The organism is Nocardia sp., from assembly GCF_025465275.1.
In the GTDB taxonomy this organism is placed as follows: Bacteria; Actinomycetota; Actinomycetes; order Mycobacteriales; family Mycobacteriaceae; genus Nocardia.
Window position 1 is genome coordinate 1 of sequence record NZ_JAODNK010000034.1, and the last position, 20,558, is coordinate 20,558.

Below are 20,558 nucleotides of genomic sequence, written 5' to 3' on the forward strand. Positions count from 1 at the left end.
TCGCTCCTTGTGCACGCAATTCGGCATGAACACGCACGGCCCGTGGCCCGCGGTTGCCCGAGATGATCTCGGCCCGTTGATCTGCGGGCGTGCCATGTGGCCGACTCAAACAGCGCGCAACGCGGCAATACAGGACGTTCGTAACCAGCCGCAACTGCTGCCTCCACGGCGTATCCGCTTCATCAGCGGCGCGCGCGGAGACCGTCGACGAGAATCGACAGCAACCGCGGTCCTCGCGCGTCGAGTTCGGCGTCATCCAGCCGTGGCAGCCAGCTGATGAGCACGATGACGTCGCGGACTTCGGCGTCAGCACGGACACTGCCGTCGGAGCGACCGGCGGCCAGCAGTAGTTCTACCGCTTCGCCGATCGGGCCGAGGCTGTGGCCAGCGAGGTCGCGCCACGTCGCTGCCTCGAAGGCGGCGAACACGTCGCGCTTGACCCGCGCGTAGGCGGCGACCCGGCCGAACCACGCCGCCAGTGCATCGAGCGGCTGGTGCGTTGCCAGCAGGCGTGGAGCCTCGGCGACCAACTCTTCCACCTCATGGCGGTATACCTCGGCGAGCAGGTCCTCGCGTGTCGGGAAGTGGCGATACAACGTGCCCTGTCCGATACCGCAGGCTTTCGCGACCGCGTTGAGTTTCAGCTCTCCCGGCTGGTGCACGAGATCGCGTGCCGCTTGCAGGATCAGGTCGCGGTTGCGCTGTGCGTCCGCACGCCGCGTTCCGCCGCTCTTGACAGAAGCGGACACTTGTCCGCTAAGGTCGTCTGGGTAAACGGACATGTGTCCACAATAGCCGGAGGATCCTCATGACCATTCAGGGCAAGGTCGTCGCCATCACCGGTGCCAGCAGCGGAATCGGTGAAGCAACAGCCCGTCACCTCGCCGCACTCGGTGCGGCTGTCGTGCTCGGCGCCCGCCGCACCGACCGACTGGACCGGCTGGTCGCCGAAATCGAAGCCGCCGGCGGGCGGGCAGCCGCCACGCGCGTGGACGTCACCGATCCCGAAGACCTCCGATCGCTCGTTACCGTCGCCGTCGACCGTTTCGGCAGTCTGGACGTCCTGGTGGGCAACGCCGGGATCAGCAGAATCAGCCCCGTTGCCGACTTGGACATCGGGGGCTGGTCGGCGATGGTTGACGTGAACGTCAAGGGGATCCTGCACGGGATCGCTGCGGCTCTACCGGTGTTCCGCAGTCAGGGCAGTGGGCACCTCGTCACCGTCGTCTCGACCTCCGGCCTGAAGATCGTCCCTACCCAAGCGGTATACGCGGGAACGAAGAACGCGGTCCGCACCCTCCTGGAGGGCCTGCGGCAGGAGAGCACCGACGGGGTGCTGCGGACGACGTCGATCTCCCCCGGCTACGTCCGCACCGAACTGGTCGACAACGCCGTCGACGACCCGGCCGTCCGCGCACAGGTCAAGGAGAACATGGCAGATCTCGGTATCGACCCCATAGCAGTGGCTCGGGCGATTGCCTTCGCGATCGACCAACCCGACGACGTCGAAATCGGGGACCTGACCATACGACCGACCCGCCAGGGCTGAGCGACCCAGTCCTGGCCATGCGCGGGATCGGGCAAACCGGAAGCGATTGTGCGGCACCCGAATCCGTCGGATCGCCGGTCGTCGATTTCAGGCCTGACGGCTGACGATATGCGTCTCGTCGAGACAGCAGAGGAAACCTTCCCGGAGCAGCTGACCTGATCCCTCGGCACTCCCGTGGCGCTTCATGGTGGCTGTCGCGCATCCGGGGGAGTATGACGAGCCCCGCAGCTGTACCCCGGCTCGGGCAGGTTCGAAACGCACCGCATTCGGCAGTTCAGTGTGTTCTGCTAGCCGAGATGATCTCTGTGCGTTGATCTTCGGGCGTGCCGCATGGCCGGTTCGAACAGCGCACTATGCGGCATTACAGGACGGTGCTATGGCCTTGCTTGCGTGTTATCGGTGGGCAAGCCAGTTGATTGTTTGTTGGTGAGCGATGCTGACGAGGCGGTCGAGTCCGACGTTCATATCGACCAGATGTGTTTCGAACAGCGGGATTTCGTTGAGGCGTTGCCCGGCGGGGTCGGTCGCTTGGAATTGGTAGAGCCGGTATCCATTGGCATCGACGCATTGACCGGTGAAGGACTGTTCCGCGGTCGTCCAGGTGGATGCCGACGTCGGAAGTCCGCGAGGGAACGCGCTGTATCCCAAGAGTGCGGAGATGATTCCTGGGGCAAAGGGCGCCGAGGGAAGTGTCAGCCCGACAGCTTCGTTGTCTCCGCTGAGTACGGCGGGGTCGGTGCAAGCGACTTGGTATTGCGGCCCGATGGGCAGCCCCATCCAATGTGACAAGGGGTCGAGCGTGCTGTTACCGAAGATCGACACGGCGGGGTCGGCGATCGTGGTCGAGTAGGCGATCACGCAACCGGATTCACCCTGCTGTGTGCACAACGGGATGTTCTGGAAGTCACCACCGACAGTGCTCGCGGGTGCGGTCTTGACGTTGCCTCCCAGCAGGAGAGCTCCCACGAGTTGCGCGCGCAGTGCCGGATCGGGGTCGATCTGTTCACGAATCAGTTTGCGCAGCATCATGGTGCCTTGCGAGTGGCCGATGAGGATCACGCCACGGCCGTGGTTGTCGTGGGCGAGGTAGTCGTTCCACGCATTGAGCACATCGGCGTAAGCCGGGGCGAGGATATCGGTATCGAGCAGGGCCGGAGTCAGCCCGAACAGCGTGGCCTGGCGGTAGATCGGCGCGAACATCCGGCACTGACTACCGAACCTGGCAGCCTGGAGTTCGGCGATCGCGGTCGTGACCGGGTCGGTGCCCAGATCCGCGATGAGCGCGGGCTGGTTGGTCACGGTCGGGTAGACGTAGAAGCAATCGACGGGTCTATCCGCAGCGGTGACCGGCGGCGGGTCCGCGACCTGGCCGGTGCGCAGATCGGTGGTGTCGCCCGGCAGATTGCACGGGTCGGTGACCATCGCCGGGTTGCACAACCACGCAGTCGCCGGGCCCCGATCGGCGCCGGCTGGGCTGTGGCCGAGTACCGCCCCTGCCGACCCAGCACCCATACCCGTACATGCCAGCGCCACCACCACAGCCACCGTGATCCGCCATATCGCCACACGCCCCATTGCGCATCAGCCCCTTTCGCGAGCCTTCGGTGGCAGAACCGCCACCCCACACCCCGGACGGCAGCGCGAGTTACACGAGTTACACCAGCACCGGCGAGAGAGCTAGATCACATCATCTGTCAGGCAGGTGCTACTACCCCCATAAAGGGGTGACCGCTAATCGGCAGAAGCGTGCGTTGGGAAGCCGCTGTCGGCCAACCAGTTTGGACAGCCGACCAACGCGCGGGTCGCGGCATTATCGTGCACTTGTGTGGCGGTGGCAGTCAGCCCACGCAATAGTTGTTCTTGATATGCCGTCGCAGCTGACCGCAAGATGTGGCGACTCCGACTGCCGAAGGGACCGAGGTGAGTGAGCCCACGTACGGTGCTGCCGTCGAAGAGGCGCGCGAGCAGTTCGGCGTGCCCGGAGCCAGCTGGGCTGTAATCGTCGGGGACCACATCGCACACGTCGAGGTGTCCGGTGTGCAGACGGCCGGCGAGGCCGCGCTGGTGACGAGCACGACGAGATTTCAGGCGTGCTCGATCAGCAAACCGGTTGCGACGCTGGCGATGCTGAGACTGGTCGATCGCGGCATGCTCGACTTGGACGCCGATATCAACGACAAGCTTCGCTCGTGGCGGCTGCCGCGCAACAACGATTGGCAGCCGGTGGTGACGCTGCGCCAGCTGGCAAGTCATTCCGCGGGTTTGACCACGTCGGGGTTCCCCGGCTATTTGCGCACCGACGATCTGCCGACCACCGTGCAGATCCTGCGCGGGATGCATCCGGCGAATACGGTCGGCGTCCGCGTGGACACCGTCCCCGGCACACAGTTCCGCTATTCCGGCGGCGGAACGCTCGCGATTCAGCTGCTACTCGAAGACGTCACCGGCACACCGTTTCCGGCGCTGATGCGTGAGCTCGTGCTCGATCCGATCGGCATGGCCGACAGCGATTACACCCAGCCGCCACGGTCGGATCTGCACGGGGCGCTGGCATCCGGGCATGGCGTCACCGGCGATGTCGTCACGGGTGGTTGGCGTGTCCACCCCGAGATGGCAACCGCCGGGCTGTGGACGACACCGAGCGACTTGTGCAGGTACGTGCTCGCGGTGCGGGCCGCCTACGCGGGCGTGCCTGGAGGGCTGATCTCGCGGCGGCTCGCGCGCGAAATGCTGACCCCGCAGATGCTCTCGCCAGAGACGGACCCGATCGGCGGGCTGGACGCGATGGGCCTGGGCCCGTGCCTATCCACCAGCGGGCCCGCGAGGTTCGGGCACAGCGGCGCGAACGAAGGCTTCCGGTGCCACCTGCTGGCCTATCGAGACATCGGCGCCGGCGCGGTCGTGATGACCAACAGCGACCTCGGAACCTATGTGGTGCAACGCGCGTTCGCCGCAATCGCGCAGGCGCACGAATGGCCGGACTGCCCGATCGGTGTAGACGACCGTGAGCTGCCCGCCGAGTCCACGCTCGCGGAGTTCGCGGGCCGCTACCGGTTACGTGCAGGATTCGAGCTGGCGATCGCGACAGCCGGTTATGACCTGCAGGTCACGTTCGCCGGGCAGCCACCGATAGCGTTCGCGTTCACCGGAACGAACGGCGACCGGGCTCCGATGTTCGCTTCGGTCACGACCAACACGACATTGCGCGTGGAGGGCGGCACTCTCACGTTCACCCAGAACGGGCGGAATGTCGCGTGTGAGCGGCTCTAGTTCCTGGACGTTACTGGCGATGTTGCCGCGTCCGCGCCGGAAGAGCGCAGTGGCGGCAACATGCTCTGCCATCGGCAATATGGTGCGTTCGGCCGGCCTCGGATGAGCACGGCCAGTTGATCTTCCGAGGTGCCGCACTGGCCGTTCCGAACAGCGCGGTATGCGGCAGTTTAGTGCCTTGTCGACGACCGAGATGGACTCAGCACGTTGATCTTCGGACGGGCAGCGTGGCCGTTTCGAACCGCGCGGGAAGCGGCAATTGAGTGCGTTCGGCGAGCGGGTGCGCACCGGGATTCGCGGGGATCCTTCTGCGAGCTGTAAGGAAATAGGTTCGCGGGATGCAGGCCAATCTGCGATGGTAACGGCGTGTCAGCAGATGTGAAGGTACCGCCGCTGTCGGAGGACATGAAGTGGTCGACAGGGTCGATCCGGATCTGCAGTGAGACGGTCAGCGCGAGCGAGATCTCGGCTCGTCTGGGCATCACGGCGGACCGGCAGTTCGAGCGCGGCAGCCTGATGAGTCCCCGAAATCCGGCCAGCGCTCGACGGAAGAGCAGCGTGTGGATTCGGCAAAGCGGACTGACCAACGACAGCGACCTCGCGGACCATGTCCGGGCGCTGGTCGGACTCGTGGGTGGGTGTCGTGAGGAGTTGGCTCGCTTGTCCGTCGACTGCGAGATGGACCTGTTTCTAGGCTTCGGCAGTGGCAACGGTCAGGGCGGCTGTGTGCTGCCTGGCGGTCTGGTCGCTGATCTGGCCGCGTTGGGCCTCGACATCGTGCTCGACCTGTATCCGCCCGCAGCGGTGAAGGATTGCTGAGATCGGTGTTCGACCGCCGCGGGTGGCGATGGTAGAAGGCCGACGGGCGCCCATACATAACAAGACTCGCCGGAGTGTTGCGATGACCGCCTGAACTCGCAGGCAGTTGCGGACGTTCCGTTGGCCTCAGATCGGCTCGGCTCGTTGATCTTCAGCCTGCCCACGTTGGCCGGTCCGGTCAGCGCACTATGCGGCAGTAGCGGATGGTCGTCAGTCGATTGTTCGTTGTCGGCCCCGGCTCATTGCCAGTCGGTGGTCACCGGAATGAGAACATCCAGCCGGACATCGAAGGCGAAGGGTATGCCTCTTCGACTGATCGTCCACCAGGGGCTGACCGTGGCGATCTCGCCGTTGATCTCCTCGATTGCACACCGAATTCCCGTGGGGCGCGGGTAGGTCGATGTCGGCAACAGGTCGGCTCCGAAGATCGCACACTTGTCGATCAGCCAGTGGGGGCGACCAAGAGCATCGACGAACTCGACAAGGACCAACCCCGGTTGTGGCTCATCGCAAAGCCAGTAGGCAGCGGTGGCCGGTAGTTCACACTTGTCGCCCACGGCCAAGTTGGATGTCATGGCCGGACCCTACCGACGAGGCCCTGCGAACGCGATTCCGGCGGGCAGCAGTAGGCCGTACGGCACTGTGCCCGTTGGCCTTCCAACTCCACACGGCAGCCGTCACCGGCAGCGCGCTATGCGGCATGTGCGGACGTTCGTGGTAGGTCGAACCGGTGCAGTGCAGTCGGTGCCGACTTACTTGCGGCGGGGGCGTAGTTCCGCGAAGAGACCGATCACGGTGACAACCACTGCCTTGGATTCGGCGAAGGAATCGGGCTTGCTCCTGACGTAACGTCAGGTCTTAGCGTCGTCGATGCCGGCGCGAGGCGCGTCGGTGGAAGTGAGTGGAAGCGGATGAACGTGCGGGGAACCGAACCGGTGTGGAAGGTCGGTGAGCTCGCGGCCGAGGCCGGATTGACGGTGCGGGCGCTGCACCACTACGACCGCATCGGACTGGTGTGTCCAGCGAAACGCAGCGGCACCGGTCATCGGTTGTATACCGAGGCCGATGTCGAGCGTCTATATCAGGTTCTTGCCCTGCGCCAGCTGGGTCTGAGCCTGGATCAGATCGCCGAGTTGCTCGCGGGCACTGTGTCGATGTCGCAGGTGCTGGCCACACACCGCGATTACCTGGCCGCTCAGCTGGTCGCGACTCGGGAACTTCACGCCCTGGTGGCGACGCTGGCCGCGACCGCACAGAGCCGACCGGACACATCCGCGGATCGCTTCCTGGAATTGATCAGGAGGACCGTTATGGTCGACGAAATTCTCGAGCAGTACTTCACACAGGAGCAGTTGGCGCAGCTCGCCCAGCGTCGGGAGGAACTCGGTGAACAGCACATCCAGCGCGCCGAATCCGCATGGGGTGAGCTGATCCCGCAGGTCGATGCAGCGATCGCGGCGGGAATGGACCCAACATCGGTGCAGGCCCAGCAGCTGGCGGCGCGGTGGATGCAGTTGTTGGAGGGATTCCACGGCGGGGACGCTGGGCTGCGCGACAGCATGAACCGGATGTACACCGGTGACGCCGACCGGAGCCAGGGTGAAGTCTGTGGCCCCTCGCCTGCGCAGCTCGAGTTCATCACGGCTGCGAATGCCTCACGCCGATAGCCGATTTCAAGGCACAAGCCTGTAGGCGGTCGGGCCTGGGGTAGGTCGGGTAGGTGGTGCGCCTAGGGCATCACGCGCATCACCTACCAGAACATCCTGCATTCGGCTACCGAGACAATGGTGAGTAGGGCTAGGTCCTGGCCAGGGCCTGGTCCAGGTGCCCGGTGGGATGCTCTCCTATGCGGCTGCCCGCCAGCAGGATCGGTGTGGCTCACTCATGGCTTGCCTCCCACCGGGTGCCGTGCGGGAGTGGCTGAAAAGGGGCATGCCCCGGCTCGAAGTAGCGGTGCCCTCCCCGTGCACGGACACCGAAAACCGCGTCGGGAGGAACAGGCGATGACCGTCATCATCGGTATGGACCCAACCAAACGCTCGGCCACCATCGACATCATCGATCCGACCGGGAAGACATTGGTCGGTGGCAGATACGCGACCGACAAACCCGGCTACACGCAAATGCTCACTGTGGGAAGAGGTTTCCTCGACCGGGTGTGGGCGGTCGAAGGCTGCAACGGCATCGGCCGGCACCTGGCGCACCGCCTGGTCCACGACGGGGAAACTGTCATCGACGTGCCGGCGAAACTCTCCGCGCAGGTGCGGGTCTTCTCCACCGGCAACGGCCGCAAAACCGACCCGGTCGATGCGCACTCGGTCGCACTGGCAGCGCTGCGGGCACCGAACCTGCGCCGGATCACCGCCGATCCGGAATTGATCGCGTTGGGTCTGCTGGCCGACCGCCGCGACGAACTCGGCCGCACCCGCACCCAGACAGTCAACCGCATCCATCGACTGCTACTGGATTTGATCCCCGGCGGAGCGAAGAAGTTCCTCACCGCCAAACAAGCCCGCGTGCTGCTGACCTCGATCACCGCCGCCGATCCGGTCGCGCTGGTCCAGAAACGGCTGGTGGTCGAGCAGATCGACGAACTCGAGGTCATCGACGGCAGGATCAAAGCCGCCGACAAAGAGCTGCGGAGTCTGATCACCGACCGCGGCTCGACATTGATGGACCTCAACGGCATCGGACCTTCCAGCGCCGCACGACTTCTCGCCGACACCGGCGATATCCACCGCTTCGCGACCAGGGACCGCTTCGCGTCCTGGAACGGGACCGCACCCCTGGATGCCTCCTCCGGTGATCAACAGCGGCACCGGCTTTCCCGCTCCGGCAACCGCAAGATCAACCGGGTCCTGCACATCATGGCCGTGGTCCAGCTGCGTCACCGCACCGTCGGTCGCGCTTACTACGACCGCAAACGATTGGTCGGCAAGACCTCGATGGAAGCGTTGCGGGCGTTGAAACGTCGGCTGTCGAATGCCGTTTACACACGCATGGTCGCTGACCAGGACAGACGCGAATTCGCAGGCCCGGGAGGGCAATCGGGAACGACTACTGACTCCAACGTGACCGGTTTCAACCCGCGCACCGATCCTTCGGACAAGCCACATCCCGAACCCACCAAACAGGGTAACCCCGCAACCGCATCGACGTCTTGACTAAAGGGGCGCCATAAGCGTGCGTCCGTTGGTCTCGATATCTACGGCCAGTTGATTTTCATAAGGGCTTTTCGTGTGCGGGGGTTACTCGGCTCGGGAGCGGATGCCGAGGGCCGCTGTTTCGGGGTCGAAACAGTCGTGACCATTGCTGAACGCTGACACCTCCAGGTCGGTGGGTAGCTCGACCCGCAGTATCCGCGATAGCGCGTCGGTGACGAATCCTGCGAGTTCCAGATATCGGTCGGTGTCAGTGGCGACGTGGATCTCGCGATGCCAGTTTTCGGCGTCGCCGTCGGGAAGGTCCCAGCCGGACTCGGTCATCGCCGTGACGTCGGCTGCTGTCAGCTGCGTTGTATCTGCGAGGTAGTGCTGGCCTACGATCTCGGCTTCGAGTTCGTTTCCGGTGCGAGCGAACTGGGCGTATCGATTACCGGGTGCCTCGATGATCAGGACCCCGTAGTCGGGCATCGCTTGCAGCACCAGCGCCAAGCGGGGCGTGAACGCGGCCCAATCGACGGGGGGAACAGCAGGCTGCGCGGATAGATCAGAGAGTGGATCCGCCGCAGGGCTCAGAACCGTGGTCGGTCGATGCTCGCGCACGCCGAGCCGGATCGTAGCGAGTCGTTGACGTCCAGTGCGACAGGAAGCGTCCAGGCGCAGATCGGTGGGTGAGGCCACGTCCAATCCGCGGACGGCGGTCTTGATGGCATCTGAGGCGGCGTCGGCTGACTCGAGACCGGTCGAGAATATTGTTGTCGTCCAATCGGATTCCCCTGTTCGCCACGTTCCGACTCGCACACCGTCGGGGCTGAACCAGCATTGAACGGAGCGGCTTGTCGGCGCCGACAGCGACCAGGTGATCTCGGTGGCATACGGATGCAGTAGCGGTAGATCTGTCAGCAGCGAGTGTGTGAGCGTATCCAGGTGATCCTCGAAGTCCGCCCAGGTGGAGGCGGCCGGTTCAGGGTGCCACCACTGCGGCAAACCGAACCGGGTGTCGCGCATGTTCGGAACGACCATCCACGCATCATCTGCCGACCAGTCATCACCCCACTTCCACTCCCAGTATCGGTAGCTTTCGGTCGGCTCGGTCGGCTCGATATCCAACGACAGCCATGACGTGCTCGATAATGTCAGGGTTGTCTGCGGACCACGCCAGATGGCCAGTGCGCCAGGGCCTCCGACAAGCGAGGGCGGCCCGAGCTCCTCGACGCAGGTTTGTAGTGCGGCACGGTACGCGACCGCGCCGACATCGCCGTTCAGCGACTGCGACAGTGAGATCCGCCCGAATTCGCCGAACCCCCACCGGTCCGGATCCATGTCGAAGTAGGTGGTGTCTGCCCTGAGGACGACTTCGATTCCATCGGCTTCGATACCGATCCGTACATTTTCGCGCGGGTTCGTCTGCTGCGCAGGCCATCCCAATACGGAAACCAGACGGTCGATCTCGGTGCACGACCACGAATCCATCTGGGTGCGAAGAAGGTGGGGAAGTGCGGAGAGGAAGGTGGAGTAACCGGTATCCCCCGGCCGAGGGTGCTCGACCTCCGTGGGAGTATCGGCCTGTTCGGCATTATTCACGGGGCTGAAGGTAACGGACAGGGCCGACATCCGGGACGGTCAGTAGTTGCCTCGGGGGAACACGCGCTCAATTCGGCAATATGGTGCGTTCGGCCGGCCCCGGATCGGCAGTTGCAGTTGATCTTCCGGTACTCACGCTGTCCGGTTCGGTCAGCGCGGTCAGCGGTGCGGGTTCGGATGTTGGGTCGCGTCGCTGGTCTCGTTGTCATCAGAGGTCCGTCGGATCCTGCCGAAAGATTGACCCGAGACACACGAGCGGGTCTCTGCGAGTATGTCGACGGAGGTGTTGCGGTCGTCACAACCGTGGTGCCGTCGAAGCATAGTGCCAGCCGCTGAACGAGATTCGTCCGCCGCATAGGAAGCAGTCACGTTGATATGAGCGAAGAGCCGACCACCATCGAACTCGACGAGGCCGTCCTCACCGGACCGCCCAGGACCCTGGCCGGCGGCCTGGCCAAGGCTGTGCGGCCACGTCAATGGGTGAAGAACGTCCTGGTATTGGCGGCACCGCTGGCCGCGGGGACGATTCCGGGTACCGATACCTTTGCCGTCTCCGACCTCACCCGCGACCTACACATCGGCATCGCGTTCGTGGTGTTCTGCCTGGCAGCCTCGGGCATCTACCTGGTCAACGATTCCCTCGACATCGAGGCCGACCGGGCTCATCCGACCAAACGCTTCCGGCCGATCGCCGCTGGTGTGGTTCCCGTGAATCTCGCCTATGTGCTGTCGGTGGTGCTGTTGGTCGGCGCGATCCTCCTCTCGTTCGTGGCGACGTGGCAGCTGGCCGTGGTGATGGGGGTCTACATCGGCATCCAGCTCGCGTACTGCTTCGCGCTCAAGCATCAGGCGGTGCTCGACATCTGCATCGTGTCGTCGGGCTTCCTACTGCGCGCGGTCGCCGGTGGTGCGGCGGCCAATATTCATCTGTCGCAATGGTTCCTGCTCATCGCGGCCTTCGGCTCGCTGTTCATGGCCGCGGGCAAGCGCTACGCCGAGTTGAAGATCGCCCTCGACACCGGAGCCAAGATCCGCAAGTCGCTGCAGTACTACACACCCACCTATCTGCGTTTCGTCTGGACCCTGTCAGGCACGGCGGTCGTTGTCTTCTACGGGCTGTGGGCGTTCGAGGCTGATCACAAGGACAACCCGTGGTTCGCAGTCTCGATGATTCCCTTCACGATCTGCATCCTGCGTTACGCGGTCGACGTCGATGGGGCCGGAGCCGGCGAACCCGAAGAGATCGTGCTGGGTGACCGCACTCTGCAGGTATTGGCCCTGGCGTGTGCCGCAGCAATCGGTGTGGCCGTCTACCTCACCTGAGCAGACCACCTGGCGGCTGGCCGCACTGCGAGCGGACCTCCTGTCACCGACAACCTGGAATCGGCATGAGCGCGCACCAGGAAGTGCTGTCCGCCAACCAATTTGGACGGCCGACCAACGCGCAGGTCGCGGCAGAAGAGGACGTTCCGCCGACTTCGGAGCGGCACGGGCAGTTGATCTTCCGCGGCATAGAATTGCGTTTCAGTCGTGGACCTTCCGTCTGGGAGTGTGTCTTCGGGTGTACCCATCAGCTGTGACTGTGCTCATTCGGGTTGTGGTGCGGCAGCCAGATCTCCTCGGCGCGTTTGCTGGCCACTGGATCGGAGTAGTCGCCGGTCTGTAGATCCTCGAGCAAGGTTGCGTGCTGCGGTGTCCAGCCCAGGAGTGCTTGGGTGCGTTCGCTGGAGACCGGAACGTCGAGGGAGAAGAATCGGGCCAGGAACGGGTTTCCGAGGTGTTCGATGGACTTTTCGAGAGTCATTGAGGCGGTGTGGATTTCGAGCATCCGTGCGATTTGATCGGCGATGCTCTTGATCGTGACAGCGCTTTCACCGACGCCGTGCAGCACGCTGCCGCCGGGAGCTTTCTCCAACGCCAACCGGAAAATGCGGGCGGCGTCGCGGCGGTGGATGGCCGGCCAGCGATTGGCTCCGTCACCGATGTAGGCCGAGACGCCCGCCCTGCGTGCGGCCGCGATGAGAGCCGGAATGAACCCGTGGTCGCGGGGGCCGTGCACGGTCGGTGCGAGTCGCACGACGCTGGCTCGGACACCGTGGTCGGCGAAGTCCAGGCAGGCCTGCTCGCCCGGGATACGAAAGGCGGCAATCGAATCGGGATCCGGAGCGTCCTGCTCGGTGCTGACTCGCCCGGCTCTGGTCACCAACGTGCCCGACGTGCTGACGAGCGGCCTACCGGACCCAGCCAACGCCTGCCCGAGCGTCTCGATCGCAGAGCAGTCGCGGCGGATGAGGTCGTCCGGATTGGCGTAGTCGCCGCCGCCGTAGGCCATGTGCAGGACGCCGTCGGCGGCTTGCGCGCCACGGCGCAGGCTGTCGAGATCGTCCAGGGAGCCACGGTGCGGTGTGGCGCCCAGCGATTCCACCAGAGCGGCGGCGGCGTCCGAACGGGCCAGGCCGGTGACGGTGTGACCGGCCGCGATGAGCTCGGCGATAACGGCCGGGCCGGTCTGGCCGGTGCCACCGGTGACGAAGACATGCATGAAACGCTCCTAGTTGACGCCAGTGACTGGCGCTAAGTAGCGCCAGTGACTGACTCTACGCTTAGCGCCAGTGACTGACGCAACGTGACGCCAGTCACTGACACATCGCCGTAGGATCGGAGAATGCCACGCAGCGGAGCCGAAGCGCGTCGCCGCCTTCAACAGGCGGCCCTGGAGCTGTATCAGGAACAAGGGTTCGACCAGACCACGGCGGCGGAGATCGCGGGCCGGGCCGGGCTCAACGAGCGCACCTTCTTCCGGCACTTCCCCGACAAGCGCGAGGTACTCTTCGATGGCGAAGCCGATTTACGTGCCGCGCTGATGCAGGCGATCGCCGAAGCACCCGAGGGACTGGAGCCGTTCGACATACTGCTGTACACCTTCCGGAGATCCGCGCGGAACCTGGAGAACAACCGCCCGTTCTCCGAACCACGGCGACAAATCATCGCGATGACTCCGGCACTACGCGAACGTGATCTGGCCAAACATGCCAGCCTCACAGACGCTGTTGCCACGGCGCTGCGACAGCGCGGTGTCGGCGACGGACTGGCAGGCCTCGCCGCCCGAACCGGCTGGGCCGCTTATCAGCACGCGGTTCAAGCCTGGATCGACGACTCCGCACAGAGTTTGGACGTACATCTCTCCCAGGCTTTCGACGATCTACGAAGTCTCTCCGCGGCCGGCCTGCCGACCCGCACCGGCCCCGAACGCTGATACAGCCCGTTGCGGTCTCGCCCGCGTGGCCAGGTCGAACAGCGCCACTCGGCTATGTGCGGGCATTGAGAAGCGCTGTCAGCCAACCATTTTAGGTGGCCGACCAACGCGCGGCAGATGAGTGCGTTCGGGGGCTAGCCGCCCCAGAGGGTCACGAGATCCTCGTCAGTTCGCTTGGACACTAGTAGCCACAGGTCCGCCCCTGCGAGATCTTCGAGTGCCGATTGGTTCAGCTCAGCGAAGTCGTCGGGAACATCAACCACCGCGCCCGACGCGACGCCCTGTCTACACTGCGCTTGGTTCTGGACCCGCATACTCGAAGCCGCGAGGGCGGTCACCGGAGCGGGTGAAATCGGCTCGGCGCCTTGATCGTTCGGAGGTCCCTCCGGCCTCGGGTGGGAGCCGCTCCGCTCCAAAGTGCGCCGAATGATGTTGTGGCGCAAGTATCATCAGAAGTTGGTGGGAACGCGCGCATCCACCCTTCTACACACTCTTCAGAAGGGGCGGCCCGATGAAGGCTAGCTACCAAAATCAGATCGCACTGCCCGAGGACATCTCGTTCGACGTGTCCTGGGTTCCGGACGCCGCAGTCGTGCAGGCCACCGTGGACGCCTACGTCAACGGCCTGACGAAACCGGCCTGGTACACCGATCCTGGTCAGCTGCGCGCTACCCGGGACACCCGGATCTTCATGCTCAGCAACCGCAAATTCCAGGCGGTAGCCGATCCGTGGAATCCGCAGCGGCAGTTGCGGATCTACCAGTGCGAGGCCTGCGGCAACGGGTGCACCGAGAGCGGCATCGAACTGGGCCACGTCCAGAAATGGCGGGACCACCTCAAGACCGCGGCCGTGACCACCCCCGCCGAAGCCAAGGCGGCGTACAACAACCTGGTCAACCTACGGCTGGAATGCCGATCCTGCAACGCCAGCCACGATTGGGAGTAGATCGAATCGCGGTCGGGAGTTCGGTGCCCGGCGATCTTCCGAGATGCCGGGCTGGCGGGTTCAGTCAGCGCGGTCAGCGGCATGAGCGCTCACGCTTCCGCATGTAGTCAGCTTCTACCCCTTCGACTGCATATGGGTTAGCCGCGGCCACTCATGCTGGCATTGGCAGTCGGGCGCGCGGGGCAGTGCATCCAGCCGTCGCACGGCTCGTCCGGCTTCCGCAGCGTGCGGATACCTCGACTTCTTGCTGATCCGGTGCGATCGATGAGGGGACGTCGTGACGTCTATCGAGATCCCAACGTGCCCAAGGCGAATAGTCTTATCCCGGGTGGGTCTGCGCTGGTTGTCGATGATCCGGGGCAAGGAGCTTGCCGGGGAATCTTCAGCGGCTCGCCCGTAGTACGCGGACCGGGCGCAGTGCTTGAGGTGGTTCGGCCTCGAATTCCGCGGATCCATCGAGGTACCCCGTGATGAGGTCTGTAGCGGAATGGTCTTCGACGTCGGTGAAGCCGAGCTTGCGTAACTGTGCGGCGATCTCGCCGGGAGTGAAGTAGCTGAACCAGGGTTCCCCGACAGCTGTTGCCCGATTTGCGCGCGCCTGCATCTTCGCACGATCCTCGTCGGTGTCCCCTGGCTGCAGGTAGTCGAAGATCACCTCGACCGGCTCGGATTGCCCAGCAATGTATTCGAGGGTGGTGCGGGCGGCGTCCGGGGTCAGATAGAAGACGACACCGAGCCACACGAATACAGTCGGATCGGTCCGGCTGAATCCGGCGGCCTCCAATCGTGTTGCCAGTGTGTCGGTTTCGAAGTCGACCGGCACGAAAGTCAACCGCTCAGGCAGGTCGACACCGGATGCGGCGAGGCGTTGGTGTTTCCACGCTTGGGTAGCGGGATGGTCGACCTCGAATACACGCAGGCCGGGATGCGGGTTGCGGTAGGCGAAGGTATCCAGGCCCGCGCCGAGGATCACGACCTGTCGCACGCCGGCAGCGACGGCTACGGCCACACGATCCTCGGCGAAACGCGCACGAGCAGCAAAGAACAGGCGGCGCGGCCGATCACTGACACCCAGCCGCAGAATTCCCTGGTCGGCACCGCTACCGGGACGATCCTCTGCGGGCCGGCCCAATTCGGTCAGCTCATCCACGGTGACACCAAGCAGGCGTGCCGCCAGTGGATCGGTGAGAATCCTTGGCCGGTCGACAATTTGATGATAGGCACGCGCGTAAGCAGTCACGAGCGCTGTCCGGCTGGGTCCCTCATTGTCCATACTCAAGAAGCTACTCACGAACGGATAGACACGGCCACTTGATCTTCCGCCGCCCCGCGCTGGCCGGTTCGATCAGCGCGCCATGGGCATGAGCGCGCACTGCCGACGGCCGGGAGTCGCTCGAGCTTTGATCTTCCGAGAAGCCAAGTGACCGCATTGAACAGCGCGGTACGCGCCATTAGCGTGCGTTCGGATTCCTGGGTATCAGCGCCCAGGTTCAAGACGGTTACGGTGTAGTGCACTGCCGCACAGGGCTTTACGTGGAGATGGTGACGTAGAGTGCGGTTCCGGGGGACAAGCCAGGACCGCCACCGGGTGCTGCCCCGGGCCGACCTCCTTCCCGCTCCGGAGGCTGCCGGCACGACCGCGTGGCCATGGCTGAATCGAGGTCGGCGCTCACATGAAGGTCACAGCGAACTTCCCCGACGCAGTGAGGTCCTCCTCACCTGGCGCGGCGACGATCCGTGACATGTCGCGCCCGGAACGCCTGCACGTCCACGGCGCCGTTTCCACGGCCCTGGCGCTGCACAGCGATCATGCGTTGCGCGATCTCGTGGATGCTGCCACACCGCTCGGCGTTGGTATCGGCGGGAAGTCGGCGCTGCTGGAGATCGCCGGAACCCCGGTCTTCGTGAAACGAGTACCCCTCACCGACCTGGAACGACAGCCCGAGCACGTCCGGTCCACGGCGAACCTCTTCGACTTGCCGCTGTTCTACCATTACGGTGTCGGTCTCATCGGCGGGGCGGGCTTCGGAGCCTGGCGCGAGCTCGCCGTGCACACCATGACAACGAACTGGGTGCTCGCCGCCGAACACGAAGGCTTCCCGCTGATGTACCACTGGCGGGTGTTGCCGGACACGACGCCGCTGCCGACCGAGCTCGCCGACATCGACCGCACCGTCGCCTACTGGAACGGCCGACCGCAAGTACGCCACCGAATCGAGGCCGTCCGGGACTCTTCGGCGAGCATCGCGCTGTTCCTCGAGTACATCCCACAGACCCTGCACGAGTGGCTGAACGCCCAGATCGAGGCGGGCGGCGAGGCCTCCGACCGGGCGTGCGCCATGGTGGAGCGGGAACTGGCCGCCGGTACCGCGTTCATGAACAGCCGTGGGCTGCTGCACATCGACGCGCACTTCTGGAACATCTTGACCGACGGTCTACGCCTCTATTTCGGCGACTACGGCCTCTCGCTCTCCTCCGGGTTCGACCTCTCGCCGGAGGAGGCTGCGTTCTTCGACCAGAACCAGAGCTATGACCTCGGCTTCACTGCCACCTATCTGGTGAACTGGCTGCTCACCGCCCTGTACGGGCTGGAAGGCCGGGATACACGCGCCGCGATGGTGCGCGTCATCGCCGAGGGCAAGCCGCCAGAGGGCATCCCCGCGGGAGCCGCCACGGTCCTCACCCGGCACGCGCCGATCGCCGCGGCGATGTCCGCTTTCACGCGTGCGTTCCAGCAGGAGAGCCGGAGTACCCCGTATCCGGACGAGGAGATCCGCCGCCTGCTGGACGGCCAAGCCATTCGGAGCCCCTGCGTTAGACGACCGACCGCATAACGCAGGGGGGATCACAGACAGCCTGAATATCTTGTAATCGGCATGTGCGTGCATTCGCACCATACGTGGCCTGCACACGGATCGGTTGTCTGTCTTGGCGCGAGCGGAACTGCTTGTCCGAGTTCACTCTGCGTGCCAGGGGTGTAGCCGGGGCAGCCAGGCCGGGACTGCAGCGCGGTAGCGCTCGTACCGCGCGCCGTATCGGGCGGCGAGAGTGGGTTGTTCATAGGTCAGGACGAACAGGGCGGTGGCGGCCCACACAAGCACGGAATAACCCAACAGGGCGAACTGGCCCAGCAGCAGTGATTGGCCGGCGATGACGGCGACGACGCCGAGATACATGGGGTTGCGCACGTAGCGGTTGAAGCCGCTCACGACGAGGGTTTCGGTGGGTGCCAGCGGCGCGGGTGTGCCGGCGGCGCGAGCGAATTCGATGAAGGCGCTGATGAGGGGGATCAGTCCCGCGGCGATGACGAGGACGCCGAGGATCCGCGCGACGAGCCAGGCCTGGTGGAATTCCCAGCGTGAGATCCACCAGGGAATGAGGCCGGTGACGGTACCGGGGGCGAGGACGAAGAAGGCGACGGTACCGACGGCGGCACTGGGTTTGCGCATGGCGACCACCTTGTTATGCAGGTTACCTGCCTAACTATAGGCAGGTAACCTGCATACTGTCGAGGTGTGAACCCGCACGAAGTCGAGAGGTGTCAACAATGAACCGGCCGCTCATTGCGTTGCTGCGCGGCATCAGCGCGGCCATCGTCAGCGAACTCATCGCGACGCTGCACGCTGCCGGCTATCCCGATATCACCGCCGCTCATCATCCGGTGTTCTACAACCTCGATCTCGAAGGCACCCGGCTCACTACGCTGGCCGCCCGCGCCGGTATCACTCATCAATCCATGGGCGAACTCGTCGCCGGCATGATCGAGCTGGGTTACCTTGCGCGCCAGCCTGATCCGGCGGATGGGCGGGCGCGGCTGATCGTTCTGACCGGCAAAGGCCAGCGTGCTGTCCGCACCGCCCGCAAGGCTGTCGCCGACATCGACCGGGCTTGGCTGGTCCGGCTACGCGACGCTGGACTTCACGGTGATATCGAAGGCGCACTCGCCGCCGCCCTCCAGGACGCAAGCGCAACTCCGGCATGGACCCCGGAAATCCCCGGTAAGAAATGATTCCGAACCGAGTCGCCTGGAACAGATATCCACATAGCCGTACCCAACTTCTGTGACATCACATAATCGGCAATTCAGCAGCGGCATGAGCGTGTGTTGGCCAGCTATTCGCTGGCGGTTGGGTCGGCTTGTGCGTCGTTGACGGCGCCGGCGCGGTCGATCTCCGCCATATGATCTTCGGCCCAGGTGCGTAGTGCCGCCAATGGGACCTCCAGGGACAAGCCCAGTTCGGTGAGCCGATAGTGCACGCGCGGTGGCACTGTCGGCTCCACTCGGCGGGTGACCAGACCGTCCCGGACCAGGTTGTGCAGGGTCACCGACAGCATCTTCTGGGATACACCGGGCATCCGCCGCCGCAGTTCGGCAAACCGCACCTCACCCGGAGCGGCCTGCGCGAGGACCTTGACCGCCATCGACGTCCACTTTGTGCCGATGCGGTCCAGCAACTGACGTGTCGGGCATTGGCAATCGAACAGATCACCGCGAACCGGCGTCGTCGCGTGCGCTGATCGAGTAGTCACCTGGACCTCACCACCTGTAGTCAACGTGCCGTCTTGGCAGCGTAACTGACATTACCTACCGTTCCCTGGTAACCAAAGGTAACCATATGGAGGTCCCATGGCCCACACGCCACCGCTCCACACCGCCCCAATCGAGCTGCGCCAGATCGAGACCAACGGCATCCGCGCCAATGTCGCCATTGCCGGCTCCGGCCCCGCTGTCGTTCTGCTGCACGGCTTTCCGCACACCTGGCGACTGTGGAGCGAGATCATCGGCCCGTTGTCCGGGCATTACCGGGTGATCGCCCCGGACCTACGCGGGTTCGGCGCCACCAGCCGTCCGTCGGAGGGCTACGACGCCGGCACGCTGGCCGCCGATATCGCCGGGATCCTCGATGCCCTCGGCGAATCCACCGCGGCCGTGGTCGCGATCGATGCCGGCACCCCGGTCGCGGTCCTGCTCGCCCTGCGGCACCCCGACCGGGTACGACGGCTGGTGGTCATGGAAGCACTGCTGGGCACGCTCCCCGGCGCCGAGGACTTCCTCGTCGCGGGTCCGCCGTGGTGGTTCGGATTCCACAGCGTCCCCGGTCTCGCCGAAACGGTCCTGCTCGGCCACGAGGCGCGGTATATCGAATGGTTTCTCACCACTGGGACCCGTGGCCGGGGCGTGCGGGCAGATATCCACGACGCGTTCGTCGATGCCTATATCGGAGATGATGCTCTGCGTTGCGCGTTTTCTTATTACCGCGCACTGCCGACCAGCGCCCACCAGCTCGATCTCGCCGTGGCGGCCGACCGGCTCACCACACCCACCCTGGCGATCGGCGCCCACCCGGTCGGCGACGCGCTCGAGCGGCAGCTACGCCCCATCACCGATGACCTGGCAGGACACGTCATTCCGGATTGCGGTCACATCATCCCGCTGGACCGACCGCACGAACTGCTCAACCTCATGGTGCCCTTCCTCGCCGCCGAACGACCCGCCTGACTACGCAACCGCAAAGCGCCTCATGGGGGGGCATCCCCGGTATAGCGAGCACTCAGGTCGCAGCCTGCCAACTGTTCGGTCTGCCGATCGAATTTGACCGAGCTCCAAAAGCATTGGACCCGTTGATCTTCGGTCCGAACGTCCGGCCGATTCGAATCGCGCACCTCGCGGCAGGTTAGTGCGTTCAGTGGAACCTGCTTCAATCGGCCGGGGGCGCACGCAAAGCCCACCCCGCCTTCGTCGCGAATATCGACATGGTCGCGAGTGCGGTCACTGCTGCCGGCCACGAAATCCATTGGGCCGACCCGGCTGAGATTCCGGGGCGGCGTCGATTCCACACCACTGACCCGGTCGGCAACCGCCTCGAATTCTTGGCGGGCTGATCGTCGACCACGCGGTCAAGTCCAATGCCTACGTCGCGCTCAGCTTCGTAGTTGGCCCGTTCGGACAGCGCGCTCCGCGGCAAAGTAGTG

Annotated in this window: 19 protein-coding genes; 11 read left to right on the plus strand and 8 right to left on the minus strand. The window is 64.6% G+C overall.

The features are described 5' to 3' along the window. Window positions 1-182: 182 nt before the first annotated feature. A complete protein-coding gene (locus JWN03_RS08370) occupies window positions 183-749 on the minus strand; it encodes a TetR/AcrR family transcriptional regulator (RefSeq protein ID WP_297612172.1) in 567 nt (188 codons plus the stop codon). Window positions 750-808: 59 nt separating this feature from the next. Here JWN03_RS08370 and JWN03_RS08375 point away from each other — a divergent pair, with 59 nt between their 5' ends. Then, window positions 809-1,549, plus strand: coding sequence for an SDR family oxidoreductase (locus JWN03_RS08375; RefSeq protein WP_297612174.1), 741 nt, complete (start codon window positions 809-811; stop codon window positions 1,547-1,549). A gap of 393 nt (window positions 1,550-1,942) precedes the next feature. On the opposite strand, the gene JWN03_RS08380 is transcribed toward JWN03_RS08375, so the two are convergent. Continuing rightward, window positions 1,943-3,124 (minus strand): DUF3089 domain-containing protein, encoded by a 1,182-nt coding sequence (locus JWN03_RS08380; protein ID WP_297612176.1) that lies wholly within the window; start codon window positions 3,122-3,124, stop codon window positions 1,943-1,945. A 345-nt stretch (window positions 3,125-3,469) separates the two neighbouring features. Between JWN03_RS08380 and JWN03_RS08385 the strand changes: the two genes are divergently transcribed. Further along, the gene (locus JWN03_RS08385) at window positions 3,470-4,819 is read left to right on the plus strand and encodes a serine hydrolase domain-containing protein (protein WP_297612179.1); all 1,350 of its coding nucleotides are present in this window, start codon (window positions 3,470-3,472) and stop codon (window positions 4,817-4,819) included. Window positions 4,820-5,185: 366 nt separating this feature from the next. After that, a complete protein-coding gene (locus JWN03_RS08390) occupies window positions 5,186-5,638 on the plus strand; it encodes a DUF4279 domain-containing protein (RefSeq protein ID WP_297612181.1) in 453 nt (150 codons plus the stop codon). Window positions 5,639-5,877: 239 nt separating this feature from the next. Here JWN03_RS08390 and JWN03_RS08395 read toward each other — a convergent pair whose 3' ends face one another. After that, the gene (locus JWN03_RS08395; RefSeq protein WP_297612183.1) at window positions 5,878-6,213 is read right to left on the minus strand and encodes a hypothetical protein; all 336 of its coding nucleotides are present in this window, start codon (window positions 6,211-6,213) and stop codon (window positions 5,878-5,880) included. Between the two features lie 336 nt (window positions 6,214-6,549). Here JWN03_RS08395 and JWN03_RS08400 point away from each other — a divergent pair, with 336 nt between their 5' ends. Both JWN03_RS08400 and JWN03_RS08405 read left to right on the plus strand, forming a co-directional pair. Then, window positions 6,550-7,305: a MerR family transcriptional regulator gene (locus JWN03_RS08400; protein WP_297612185.1), complete on the plus strand. Its 756-nt coding sequence runs from the start codon at window positions 6,550-6,552 to the stop codon at window positions 7,303-7,305. Between the two features lie 336 nt (window positions 7,306-7,641). Continuing rightward, the gene (locus JWN03_RS08405; protein ID WP_297612187.1) at window positions 7,642-8,802 is read left to right on the plus strand and encodes an IS110 family transposase; all 1,161 of its coding nucleotides are present in this window, start codon (window positions 7,642-7,644) and stop codon (window positions 8,800-8,802) included. 84 nt (window positions 8,803-8,886) lie between these two features. Here JWN03_RS08405 and JWN03_RS08410 read toward each other — a convergent pair whose 3' ends face one another. Then, complete coding sequence (locus tag JWN03_RS08410) at window positions 8,887-10,383, minus strand: TY-Chap domain-containing protein (RefSeq protein WP_297612189.1); 1,497 nt, start codon at window positions 10,381-10,383, stop codon at window positions 8,887-8,889. A gap of 375 nt (window positions 10,384-10,758) precedes the next feature. Here JWN03_RS08410 and JWN03_RS08415 point away from each other — a divergent pair, with 375 nt between their 5' ends. After that, window positions 10,759-11,706, plus strand: coding sequence for a decaprenyl-phosphate phosphoribosyltransferase (locus tag JWN03_RS08415; protein WP_297612192.1), 948 nt, complete (start codon window positions 10,759-10,761; stop codon window positions 11,704-11,706). A 247-nt stretch (window positions 11,707-11,953) separates the two neighbouring features. Here JWN03_RS08415 and JWN03_RS08420 read toward each other — a convergent pair whose 3' ends face one another. After that, complete coding sequence (locus tag JWN03_RS08420; protein ID WP_297612195.1) at window positions 11,954-12,925, minus strand: SDR family oxidoreductase; 972 nt, start codon at window positions 12,923-12,925, stop codon at window positions 11,954-11,956. Window positions 12,926-13,048: 123 nt separating this feature from the next. Between JWN03_RS08420 and JWN03_RS08425 the strand changes: the two genes are divergently transcribed. Together JWN03_RS08425 and JWN03_RS08430 are read left to right on the plus strand one after the other, a co-directional pair. After that, window positions 13,049-13,639, plus strand: coding sequence for a TetR family transcriptional regulator (locus JWN03_RS08425; RefSeq protein WP_297612198.1), 591 nt, complete (start codon window positions 13,049-13,051; stop codon window positions 13,637-13,639). Window positions 13,640-14,150: 511 nt separating this feature from the next. Continuing rightward, the gene (locus JWN03_RS08430; protein ID WP_297612201.1) at window positions 14,151-14,585 is read left to right on the plus strand and encodes a GH-E family nuclease; all 435 of its coding nucleotides are present in this window, start codon (window positions 14,151-14,153) and stop codon (window positions 14,583-14,585) included. Window positions 14,586-14,967: 382 nt separating this feature from the next. Here the strand turns inward: JWN03_RS08430 and JWN03_RS08435 are convergent, their stop codons facing one another. Further along, on the minus strand, window positions 14,968-15,858 hold the full coding sequence (locus JWN03_RS08435; protein ID WP_297612203.1) for a class I SAM-dependent methyltransferase: 891 nt from the start codon (window positions 15,856-15,858) through the stop codon (window positions 14,968-14,970). A 469-nt stretch (window positions 15,859-16,327) separates the two neighbouring features. Between JWN03_RS08435 and JWN03_RS08440 the strand changes: the two genes are divergently transcribed. Continuing rightward, window positions 16,328-17,419 (plus strand): protein kinase family protein, encoded by a 1,092-nt coding sequence (locus JWN03_RS08440; RefSeq protein ID WP_297612206.1) that lies wholly within the window; start codon window positions 16,328-16,330, stop codon window positions 17,417-17,419. Window positions 17,420-17,542: 123 nt separating this feature from the next. Here the strand turns inward: JWN03_RS08440 and JWN03_RS08445 are convergent, their stop codons facing one another. Further along, window positions 17,543-18,034: a methyltransferase family protein gene (locus tag JWN03_RS08445; RefSeq protein ID WP_297612209.1), complete on the minus strand. Its 492-nt coding sequence runs from the start codon at window positions 18,032-18,034 to the stop codon at window positions 17,543-17,545. A gap of 98 nt (window positions 18,035-18,132) precedes the next feature. Here JWN03_RS08445 and JWN03_RS08450 point away from each other — a divergent pair, with 98 nt between their 5' ends. Next, entirely contained in the window at window positions 18,133-18,594 is a 462-nt protein-coding gene (locus JWN03_RS08450) for a MarR family winged helix-turn-helix transcriptional regulator (protein WP_297612212.1), read from the plus strand. A 104-nt stretch (window positions 18,595-18,698) separates the two neighbouring features. On the opposite strand, the gene JWN03_RS08455 is transcribed toward JWN03_RS08450, so the two are convergent. Continuing rightward, a complete protein-coding gene (locus JWN03_RS08455; protein ID WP_297612215.1) occupies window positions 18,699-19,115 on the minus strand; it encodes a winged helix-turn-helix transcriptional regulator in 417 nt (138 codons plus the stop codon). A 97-nt stretch (window positions 19,116-19,212) separates the two neighbouring features. Between JWN03_RS08455 and JWN03_RS08460 the strand changes: the two genes are divergently transcribed. Beyond that, complete coding sequence (locus JWN03_RS08460; RefSeq protein WP_297612218.1) at window positions 19,213-20,085, plus strand: alpha/beta fold hydrolase; 873 nt, start codon at window positions 19,213-19,215, stop codon at window positions 20,083-20,085. Window positions 20,086-20,558: the final 473 nt, after the last annotated feature.